This is a genomic window from Kineococcus siccus (genome assembly GCF_009906795.1).
GTDB lineage: Bacteria > Actinomycetota > Actinomycetes > Actinomycetales > Kineococcaceae > Kineococcus > Kineococcus siccus.
In genome coordinates, this window is record NZ_JAAALN010000163.1 from 1 (window position 1) to 9,705 (window position 9,705).

10 protein-coding genes and 1 riboswitch are annotated in these 9,705 nt (G+C 77.1%); of the genes, 7 read left to right on the forward strand and 3 right to left on the reverse strand.

Features of this window, described 5'->3' with window-relative positions; all coding sequences use genetic code 11:
• Window positions 1-840: HNH endonuclease (locus tag GTR02_RS16060; RefSeq protein ID WP_166608504.1), on the forward strand; the 840-nt coding region annotated here is incomplete at its 5' end.
• 146 nt (window positions 841-986) lie between these two features.
• Here GTR02_RS16060 and larB read toward each other — a convergent pair.
• The 3 genes from larB to GTR02_RS16075 are packed head-to-tail and all read right to left on the reverse strand — an operon-like array spanning window position 987 to window position 3,443.
• Entirely contained in the window at window positions 987-1,688 is a 702-nt protein-coding gene (larB, locus tag GTR02_RS16065) for a nickel pincer cofactor biosynthesis protein LarB (protein ID WP_166608505.1), read from the reverse strand.
• The gene (gene larE, locus GTR02_RS16070; protein ID WP_166608506.1) at window positions 1,678-2,577 is read right to left on the reverse strand and encodes an ATP-dependent sacrificial sulfur transferase LarE; all 900 of its coding nucleotides are present in this window, start codon (window positions 2,575-2,577) and stop codon (window positions 1,678-1,680) included. Before larE ends, larB begins: the two co-directional genes overlap by 11 nt.
• Window positions 2,577-3,443, reverse strand: a complete 867-nt coding sequence (locus GTR02_RS16075) for an aldo/keto reductase (RefSeq protein WP_166608507.1) — start codon at window positions 3,441-3,443, stop codon at window positions 2,577-2,579. The genes larE and GTR02_RS16075 overlap by 1 nt, the downstream gene beginning before the upstream one ends.
• A gap of 184 nt (window positions 3,444-3,627) precedes the next feature.
• Between GTR02_RS16075 and def the strand changes: the two genes are divergently transcribed.
• From def to ribD, 6 genes are all read left to right on the forward strand, one after another.
• Window positions 3,628-4,173 carry a peptide deformylase gene (gene def, locus GTR02_RS16080; RefSeq protein ID WP_166608508.1) on the forward strand — a complete coding sequence of 182 codons (546 nt, stop codon included), beginning with the start codon at window positions 3,628-3,630 and terminating at the stop codon, window positions 4,171-4,173.
• Window positions 4,173-5,096 carry a methionyl-tRNA formyltransferase gene (gene fmt, locus GTR02_RS16085; protein ID WP_166608509.1) on the forward strand — a complete coding sequence of 308 codons (924 nt, stop codon included), beginning with the start codon at window positions 4,173-4,175 and terminating at the stop codon, window positions 5,094-5,096. Before def ends, fmt begins: the two co-directional genes overlap by 1 nt.
• A complete protein-coding gene (locus tag GTR02_RS16090) occupies window positions 5,093-6,673 on the forward strand; it encodes a transcription antitermination factor NusB (RefSeq protein ID WP_166608510.1) in 1,581 nt (526 codons plus the stop codon). Before fmt ends, GTR02_RS16090 begins: the two co-directional genes overlap by 4 nt.
• 20 nt (window positions 6,674-6,693) lie before the next feature.
• Entirely contained in the window at window positions 6,694-7,743 is a 1,050-nt protein-coding gene (locus GTR02_RS16095; RefSeq protein WP_166608511.1) for an alpha-hydroxy-acid oxidizing protein, read from the forward strand.
• A 9-nt stretch (window positions 7,744-7,752) separates the two neighbouring features.
• Entirely contained in the window at window positions 7,753-8,418 is a 666-nt protein-coding gene (gene rpe / locus GTR02_RS16100; protein WP_166608512.1) for a ribulose-phosphate 3-epimerase, read from the forward strand.
• Window positions 8,419-8,486: 68 nt separating this feature from the next.
• Window positions 8,487-8,614, forward strand: a riboswitch (FMN riboswitch).
• A gap of 145 nt (window positions 8,615-8,759) precedes the next feature.
• The coding region (gene ribD / locus GTR02_RS16105) for a bifunctional diaminohydroxyphosphoribosylaminopyrimidine deaminase/5-amino-6-(5-phosphoribosylamino)uracil reductase RibD (RefSeq protein WP_166608513.1) at window positions 8,760-9,705 on the forward strand (946 nt) is incomplete at its 3' end.

Sequence of the window (9,705 nt, forward strand, 5' to 3'; positions counted from 1 at the left end):
TTCGTCGCGGTCACCATCAGCCGACCCGAAGCCACCCGGGAACTCACCGTCGAGGTCTGCGAGGACGACACCTTCGCCCACGTCACCCTCGTGCTGCCCCTTGCTGACGCGATCCGGCTGAAGGCGTTCGCCACCGCTGCGGCCGACGCCACCGCCGACGCCGAGAGCGCCGCCGGACTCGCCGACGCCCGCGACCACGCGACCCGGGCCAACGACGCCGTCGCCGACCTCATCGCCGACGGCCTCACCCGCCAGTCCCAGGCGTGCGAGGTCCCCGCCCGCAGCGACTCGACCACCCCCGCCGACGCCGAGCACCCGGTGGCGACGGGCCGCACTCACCGCCCCGCCTCCAGCGTGCAGGTCCACGTGAGCGTCGACGCTTCCACCCTCGCCGGCCTCGACGAGCACGACGGATTCATCGCCGGCCTCGGCCCGGTCCCCGCCCCCGTCGCCCGGGAGCTGGCCGGCGACGCCGGGGCGTGCTGGCGGGCGGTGGTCACCGCCCCCGGCACCCGCGACGTCATCGACGTCGCCGCCACCGCCTACCGCCCCACCGCCGCGCTGCGCCGGTTCGTGACCGCCCGCGACGACACCTGCCAAGGGATGGGCTGCCGGGTCCCCGCCCTCGACTGCGACCTCGACCACATCGTCGCCTGGCCCGAAGGACGCAGCACCGCCGGCAACCTGCAGGCGTTGTGCCGCACCCACCACCGCTTCAAGACCCAGTACGTCTACGAAACCACCGCCGCGCACCGACGCCGCACTGATGCACGCCCCCGCCGGTCTGCACCACCACCACCACCACCACCACCGGACGACGATTCCCCACCACCGTTCTGACCGGCTGCCGGCTCCTCTGAGGGGGGGAACCACCGCCCGATCGCGCCCCTAGCGAACCTGGCAACGTCGTCGCCCACGCTGCTCGTGGCGGGGCACGATGAGCCGGTGAGCCGGGGTCTGCCGTCACACCGGACGGCCGAGACCGCTCAGGCAGGCGCGTAGCGCGCGATCTGCGCGGCAAGGTGACCTGCGCCGTAACCGTTGTCGATGTTCACGACGGCGACCCCGGGGGCGCAGGAGGAGAGCATCGTCAGCAGCGGGGCCACCCCGCCGAACGCGGCGCCGTAGCCCACCGACGTCGGCACGGCCACGACCGGCGCTTCCACGAGGCCCGCCACCACGCTGGGCAGCGCGCCGTCCATGCCCGCGGCGACCACGACGACCTGCGCCGAGCGCAGCAGGTCGAGGTGACCCAGGACGCGGTGCAGCCCCGCGACGCCCACGTCCACGACCTCGACGACCTCGCGCCCCAGGTGGCGGGCGGTGAGCGCCGCCTCGCGGGCGACGGAGAGGTCGGAGGTGCCCGCGCACGCCACGACGACGAGCCCGCCCGTGGCGGGAGGGGGTTGCGCGGGCCAGGCCACCAGCCGCGCGAGCCGGTCGGAGGCCGCGTCGGGCAGCACCTCGGCGAGGGCGTCGGCCTGCTCGGCCGTCACCCGCGTGAACAGCGTGCGGGCGCCGCGTTCCCGCAGGTCGACCGCGATCGCCCGCACCTGCTCGACGGTCTTGGGTTCGCAGAGCACGGCCTCGGCCAGACCGCGACGGGCGGCGCGGTCGTGGTCGAGGTCGGCGAACGCGGCCAGCGGTTCGGCCGGGGTCCACGACCCGGCGAGGGGCTCAGGCGCCACGCACGCCCACCAGCGGCAGCGTGAAGGCGCCGGACTGGATGCCCGCGAGGTCGAGCGCCACGAACCGGAACCCGGCCGAGCGCACGGCCCGCAGGACGTCCTCGCGGAACTCCTCGCCCACGACCCGCACGATGTCCGCGACGGGAACCTCCAGGCGGGCGATCTCCCCGTGGTGGCGGACCCGCACGTCGCCCAGGCCGAGACGCCGCAACCCCGACTCGGCGGCGTCGACCTGGGCGAGCTTCTCCGGGGTCACCTCGCTGAAGTGGGGGATGCGCGAGGCGAGGCACGGGGCGGCCGGCTTGTGCGCGTTCGGCAGGCCCAGCGCGGTGGCGAACCGCCGCACCTGCGCCTTGTCCACGCCCGCGTCGGCCAGCGGCCGCAGGACGGCGTGCTCGGTCGCCGCCCGCGACCCGGGGCGGTCCGGGCGGCGGGCGTCGTCGGCGTTCTCCCCGTAGGCGACCGCGCTCAGCCCGTGCGCCGCCACGACGTCGCGGTCGATGGTCGCGAACAGCTCGTCCTTGCAGAAGAAGCAGCGGTCCGGGCCGTTGCGGCGGTAGTCCGGGTTGTCGCCCTCGCGGGTCTCCAGCTCCACCAGCGACGCTCCCGCGCTGCGGGCGACGTCGTGCGCCGCCACGCGTTCGTCGACGGCGAGGCTGGGGGAGACCCCGAGCAGCGCGACCACCCGCGCCGGCCCGAGGGCGCGCACGGCGAGGGCGAGCAGGACGGAGGAGTCCACCCCGCCCGAGAACGCGACGCCCAGCCGCCCCGTCGGGACGGCCGCGCGGACCGCGGCCACGAGGTCCTCCAGCTCCTCGCGGTCGGTCGGCGTCAGGCCGTCGGCGGTGTGGACGACCTCGGCCGTCCCCGTGGTGTCGCCCGGGGCCATCAGATGGAGTTGAGGAACGGCGACGAGTACTCCGGGTCGTCGAGGAGCGCGGTCTCGGCCTCCTCCGCGGGCATCCGGTCGCCTTCGCCCGCCAGGACCATGCCCAGCAGGCGGACGTCCCCGGCCGTGGCGAGGCCCGTCACCTCGGGGTGCGCCAGCACCCACGACACGGCAGCGCGGATGCGCTGCGCGTCGTCGTACGGCTCGTACCAGGTGGCGTAGTGGCCCTGCGTGGTCCCGTCGGGCCAGTTGCGCCGCGAGACCGTCTTGATCGTCATGAGTGCGGCGTCCTGGCGCTGCACCTCGGCGACGAGCGCGGTGTAGGCGTCGCGGAAGGTCTCCTCCCGCCACAGCACGGGGTTCAGCGGCGTGAGGACCGAGGCGAAGGGGAAGCGGCGCAGGCCCTCCAGGTGGGTCTGCGCGGCGCCCGTGCCGTGGCCGGTGATCCCGACGGCGCGCACCAGTCCCTCCTCCTGCGCGCGCACGGCGGCCTCCAGGGCACCACCGGGCCCGGTGACCCGGTCGAGCTCGTCGAGGTCGCCCACGGCGTGCAGCTGGATGAGGTCGACGTGGTCGGTCTGCAGGCGCTCCAGCGAGCGGTTGATCGACGCCCAGGCGCCCTCGCGGTCGCGGTCGCCCGTCTTGGTGGCCAGGAACACCCGGTCGCGGATGCGCGCCATCCACGGTCCCAGCCGCAGCTCCGCGTCGCCGTAGCTCGCCGCGACGTCGAAGTGGTTGATCCCGCCGTCCAGGGCCTCCTGGACGGAGACGTCGGCGGTGTCCTGGTCGACGCCGCCCAGCGCGGCGCCCCCGTAGATGAGGACCGAGCTCTCGTGCCCCAGCCGGCCCAGCCTGCGTCGCTCCATCGCGTGCGTCCCGTCGTCGGTCGTCTCGTCCCCGCAGGGCTCGGGTGGGCCCCGGCGGGATCCTCGCAGGCACCGCGCGGGGCGGCGAGCGGGCCCGCCGTCGCCGGCCGCGGCCGGGCCGGGGGTGTCCGGGCGGCCCGTAGACTCGGGCCCGCACGTCAGCACGCCGAGTCCAGGGAGAACCGTGGCGATCCAGCCGATCCGACTCTTCGGGGACCCCGTCCTCCGCCAGCGCGCGGAGGAGGTCACCACCTTCGACAAGGAGCTCCGCCAGCTCGTCAAGGACCTCGAGGAGACGATGCTCGCGGCCCCCGGCGGCGGCCTCGCCGCCCCGCAGCTGGGTGTCTCCCTGCGCGTGTTCACCTACCACGCCGACGACGAGATCGGTCACCTCGTGAACCCCGTCCTGGAGCTCTCCGACGAGTGCCAGGAGGGCGACGAGGGCTGCCTGTCGTTCCCGGGGATCATCGCCGACACCAGGCGCTCGCTGCACGTCGTCGCGCGCGGGTTCGACATGCACGGCGAGCCGATCACCGTCTCCGGCTCGGAGTACAAGGCCCGCGCGATCCAGCACGAGACCGACCACCTCGACGGCGTCCTCTTCATCGACCGCCTGGACAAGGCGCAGCGCAAGCTCGCGCTCAAGGCCGTCCGCGAAGCGGAGTGGCTCGGCCAGGAGGTCCCGCAGGTCCGGGTCAGCCCGCACGCCACCTTCGGTCAGGCGAGGTAGTGCGGCTCGTCCTCGCCGGGACCCCCGACGTCGCGGTCACCAGCCTCGACGCGCTGCTCGACTCCTCCCACGAGGTCGTCGCCGTCCTCACCCGCCCCGACGCCGCCGCGGGCCGGGGCCGGCGCCCGGTCGCCTCACCCGTGGCCGAACGGGCCCGCGCGGTGGGGCTGCCCGTGCTGCAGCCGCGCCGGCCCGCCGAACCGGACTTCCTCGCGGCGCTCGCGGACCTCGCGCCGGACGTGTGCCCCGTCGTCGCCTACGGAGCGCTCGTGCCCCGCGCGGCGCTCGACGTCCCGCGGCTCGGCTGGGTGAACCTGCACTTCTCGCTGCTGCCCGCGTGGCGCGGCGCCGCCCCCGTGCAGCGCGCGCTGATGGCCGGCGACGCCGTGACGGGCGCGTGCGTGTTCCAGCTGGAGGAGGGCCTCGACACCGGGCCGGTGCTGGGCCGCCTCACCGAGGAGGTCCGGCCCCGCGACACCGCGGGCGAGGTGCTGGGGCGGCTCGCCGTGAGCGGCGCCGAGCTGCTCGTGCGGACGCTGGACGCCCTGGCGGCCGGGACGGCGACGGCCGAGCCCCAGCCGGCCGAGGGCGTCAGCCTCGCCCCCAAGATCACCGTGGAGGAGGCGCGCGTCGACCTGACCGCGAGCGCGGTCGACGTCGACCGGCGCGTGCGCGGCTGCACCCCCGACCCGGGCGCGTGGACGACGTTCCGCGGTCAGCGCCTGAAGGTCACGGAGGTCCTGCCCGTCGAGGGCGAGCCGCTGGCGCCGGGGCGGCTGCGCGTCGAGCGCCGCCGGGTGCTGCTGGGGACGGGCGAGGGACTGCTGGAGCTGACCGGCGTGCAGCCCGCGGGCAAGCGGGTCATGTCCGGGATCGACTGGGCGCGCGGTGTGCGGCCCGAGGAGCAGGAGGAACTGCAGTGAGCGAGTCCAGCGGAGCGGGCAGCAGGCCGCCGGCGCGCGGCGGACGACCCGAGCGCGGCGGGGGCGGTCCCCGGGGCGACGCCCGCACCCGTGGCGGCCGCCCGGACCGCCCGGGGGCCGGCAAGCGCGACGCCGCGGGCGAGCGCACGGGCGTCAAGCGGGACCGCTTCACCTCCGTCGACGCGGCCCGCCAGGTCGCCTTCGACGTGCTGCGCGCCGTCGCCCAGGAGGACGCCTACGCCAACCTCGCCCTGCCCAAGGCCCTGCGCCAGCGCGGGGTCCGGGGCCGCGACGCGGGCTTCGCGACCGAGCTGACCTACGGCGTCCTGCGCGGGCGGGGCAGCTACGACGCGCTCATCGCGACCGTCATCGACCGGCCGCTGGAGGACCTCGACGCCGGGGTGCTCGACACCCTGCGGATGGGCGCGCACCAGCTGCTGGCCATGCGGGTACCTGACCACGCGGCCGTCGCGACGTCGGTGGCCATCGCGCGCAACGAGCTGGGCACGGGCCCCTCCGGGCTGGTCAACGCCGTCCTGCGCCGCGTCGCGGGTCACGAGCTCGGCCCCTGGCTCGACGAGGTCGCCCCCGACGAGGCGGACGACCCCGACGGGCACCTCGCCGTCCGGTTCTCCCACCCGGAGTGGGTCGTGCGGAGCCTGCGCGAGGCGCTGCGCGCGCACGGGCACGACCCGGCCGAGCTGCGCGAGCTGCTGGAGGCCGACAACGAGCCCGCGGCCGTCGCGCTGTCCGCGCTGCCGGGCCTCGCGAGCGTCGAGGACCTCACGGCCCCGCACTCCGCGGTCGACGTGCGGGCCGGGCGGTGGTCCCCCACGGGTGCCGTCCTGCGCCACGGCGACCCGGGCAAGGTCCCCGCGGTGCGCGACGGCAAGGCCCGCGTGCAGGACGAGGGCAGCCAGCTCGTTGCGCACCTGCTGGCGCGCGCGGAGGTCGAGGGCCGCGACGAGCGGTGGCTGGACCTGTGCGCCGGCCCCGGCGGCAAGGCCGCCCTGCTCGCCGCGCTCGCCGTGCAGCGCGGCGCCCACCTGACGGCCGTGGAGATCGCGGGCCACCGCGCCGAGCTCGTCCGCTCGTCGCTGCGCGCCGTGCCCGAGGGGCCGGGCGGCCCCGTCGAGGTGCGCGTCACCGACGGTCGCCAGGTCGGCGACGACGAGCCCGGTCACTACGACCGGGTCCTCGTGGACGCGCCCTGCACGGGGCTGGGGGCGCTGCGCCGGCGTCCCGAGGCCCGCTGGCGGCGGCGGCCGGCGGACCTCGGCGGCCTCGGCCCGCTGCAGCGCTCGCTGCTGGCCTCCGCGCTGGACGCCGTGCGCCCCGGCGGCGTGGTCGCCTACGCGACCTGCTCGCCCGTCCTCGCCGAGACGCGGCTCGTGGTGGACGACGTCCTGAAGGCCGCGGCCAGGAAGGGGCAGCGCGTCGAGCGCCTCGACACCCCGGCCGTCCTCGCGGGCCTCGTCGACGTCCCCGGCGCGGCCGCCGGCACGGCGGTGCAGCTGTGGCCGCACACCCACGGCACCGACGCCATGCACGTGGCCCTGCTGCGCCGCACGTCCTGACGCGCGGCAGGATGGTCGCCGTGACCTGGGTCGACGAGATCGCCGAGCGCGCCGACGCGCTCCTGCCCGCCTACGTGGCCGCCTACTACCGCGGCTCCGCGGGCGGCGGGGAGTGCCTGCGGGAGGGCCTCGCCGCGTGGGAGGACCTCCGGCTGCGGCCCAGCGTCCTGCACGACACCACGACGATCGGCACCGCGGTCGACGTCCTCGGCACCCGGGTGCGCACGCCCGTGCTCGTCGCGCCCATGGCCCAGCAGGTCGCGGCGCGGCCCGAGGGCGAGGTCCTCACGGGCCGCGCCGTCGCCGAGCACGGCTCGCTGCTCGGGGTGTCCACCAACACCGGGGTGCACTTCGCCGACGTCGCCGGGACGGGCGCCCCGTGGTGGTACCAGGTGTACGTCATGCAGGACCGCTCGCTCACGCAGCGCCTCGTCGAGCGGGCCGCCACGGCGGGCGCGCGGGCGCTCGCGCTGACGGTGGACACCACCGCGCTCGCGCCCGCGCTGCCGGGCATCGAGCCGACCGAGTGGCCCGACACGCCCGGCAAGGCGCGCCTGGTCAACCTCACGGCCGCCGAGCTGGAGTCCGCCGGGCCGCACGGCCTGCGCTCCGCCGAGGACCTGACCCCGGACGTCATCGGCTGGCTGCGCGAGGTCAGCGGCGGGCTGCCCGTCGCGGTCAAGGGCGTCCTGACGGCGCGCGACGCCCGCCGCTGCGTCGACGCCGGCGCCGCCGCGGTCCTCGTGTCCACGCACGGCGGGCGACGACTGGGCACCTCGGTCACGTCGGCCGCCGCGCTGCCCGAGGTCGTCGCCGAGGTGGGCGGCGAGGTGGAGGTGCACGTCGACTCGGGCCTGCGCGCCGGCCACCACGTCGCCGCGGCGCTCGCGCTGGGTGCGCGCGCCGTGCACGTCGGGCGGCCCGTCATGTGGGGCCTGGCCTCCGGCGGGAGCGAGGGCGTCTCCGCGGTGCTCCAGCGCCTGCACGACGAGCTGGTCACGACCCTGCGGCAGATGGGCGTGGGCGACGTCGCCGACCTCCGCCCGGCCGACGTGGCGCGCAAGCCCTAGGGTTCCGGCGTGACGATCCAGGTCAGCCCCAGCATCCTGTCCGCGGACTTCGCCCACCTCGCGGCGGAGCTGCAGCGGATCTCCATGGCCGACTGGGCGCACGTGGACGTGATGGACGGCCACTTCGTCCCCAACCTCACCCTGGGCCTGCCCGTCGTCGAGGCGCTGCTGGCCGTCACGCCCGTGCCGCTGGACTGCCACCTCATGATCGAGGACCCGGACCGCTGGGCCCCCGCGTACGCCGAGGTGGGCGCGCAGAGCGTGACCTTCCACGCCGAGGCCGCCGCGGCGCCCGTCCGGCTCGCGCGCGAGCTGCGCCGCCACGGCGCCCGCGCAGGGATGGCGCTCAAGCCCGCGACACCCGTCGAGGCCGTGACCGACCTCCTGCCCGAGCTGGACATGCTGCTGGTGATGACGGTGGAGCCCGGCTTCGGCGGGCAGAGCTTCCTCGACGTGACCCTGCCGAAGATCCGCCGCGCCCGGCAGGCCATCGGCGCCGCCGGGCTGGAGGTGTGGCTGCAGGTCGACGGGGGCGTCTCCACCCGGACCGTGGAGCGCGCGGCCGAGGCGGGCGCGGACGTGTTCGTGGCCGGGTCCGCGGTCTACGGGGCCGAGGACGCGGCCGGCGCGATCACCGAGCTGCGCGCCCTCGCGACGGCGGCCTGCGCGCACTGAGCGGGCGCCCGGAGGGGCCGCGGCCGCCGCGGGCCCCCGTGGCACACTGAGGCCGAGAACCGAACGACACGCGTGCTCCGGGGTCGGTGGAAACCCGAACCGGCGGTGACAGTCCGCGAGCCCCCGCCTCGGCGGGGGCTGACCCGGTGGAACTCCGGGACCGACGGTGACAGTCCGGATGAGAGGCAGCACGCGGTGCCGCTGCGGGGCGCCCTGCTGCGCCCTGCCCCGGCACCCGTCGGAGGTGCGCTGCTGCGCACCCCCGCGCCCCCCCGGAGTCCGTCCCGGACCCGTCGACGCGCAGGGGGCACGAACTGTCCAGCACAGCGGAGACCGCGGCCATGCGCCGCGCGCTCGAGCTCGCCGCCCGCGGCCCCGCGACGGGGCCCAACCCGCGCGTCGGCTGCGTCCTCCTCGACGCGAGCGGCACCGTCCGCGCCGAGGGCTTCCACGCGGGGGCCGGCACGCCGCACGCCGAGGTCGCCGCGCTGCGCGCCCTGGCCGGCCCGGCGGCCGGGATGACGGCCGTGGTCACCCTCGAGCCGTGCGCGCACACGGGCCGCACGGCCCCGTGCACGGGGGCGCTGCTGGATGCCGGCGTCACGCGCGTCGTCGTCGCCGCGGCCGACCCGAACCCGCGGGCCGCCGGGGGCGCCGCCGTGCTGCGCGGCGCGGGCGTCGACGTCGAGGTGGGGGTCCTGGCCGCGGAGGCCGAGCGGCTGAACGAGCGGTGGGGGACCGCGGTCGGCCGCGGCCGGCCCTGGGTGACGTGGAAGTGGGCCTCGACGCTGGACGGCCGCGCCGCCGCCGCGGACGGGTCCAGCCGCTGGATCACCGGCCGCGCCGCGCGCGCCGACGTGCACCGGCTGCGCGCGGCGCACGACGCCGTCCTCGTCGGCACGGGCACCGCCCTGGCCGACGACCCCGCCCTCACGGTCCGCGCCGACGGCGCCGACGTGCCCGGCCGCCAGCCGCTGCGCGTGGTCCTGGGCCACCGCGACCTGCCCGTCGGCTCCCGGCTGCTCGACGCGCGCGCCGAGACCCTGCACCTGCGCACCCACGACCCGCGCGCGGCCCTGCAGGCCCTGGCGGCCGAGGAGGTCCGCACGGTCCTGCTCGAGGGCGGGCCCACGGTCGCCGCGGCCTTCTGGCGCGCGGGGCTGGTCGACGAGGTGGTCTGCTACCTGGCGCCGGCCCTGCTCGGCGCGGGTGCTCCCGCGGTCGGCGACCTGGGCGTCGGCGCGATGCCGGACATCGCGCCGACGCCCAGGTCGCCGACCGCGGGAG

Excerpts from the sequence above, each read along its gene's own strand:
- GTR02_RS16075 (WP_166608507.1), bottom strand. The coding sequence starts at position 3,443 with ATGGAGCGACGCAGGCTGGGCCGGCTGGGGCACGAGAGCTCGGTCCTC.
- larE (WP_166608506.1), bottom strand. The coding sequence starts at position 2,577 with ATGGCCCCGGGCGACACCACGGGGACGGCCGAGGTCGTCCACACCGCC.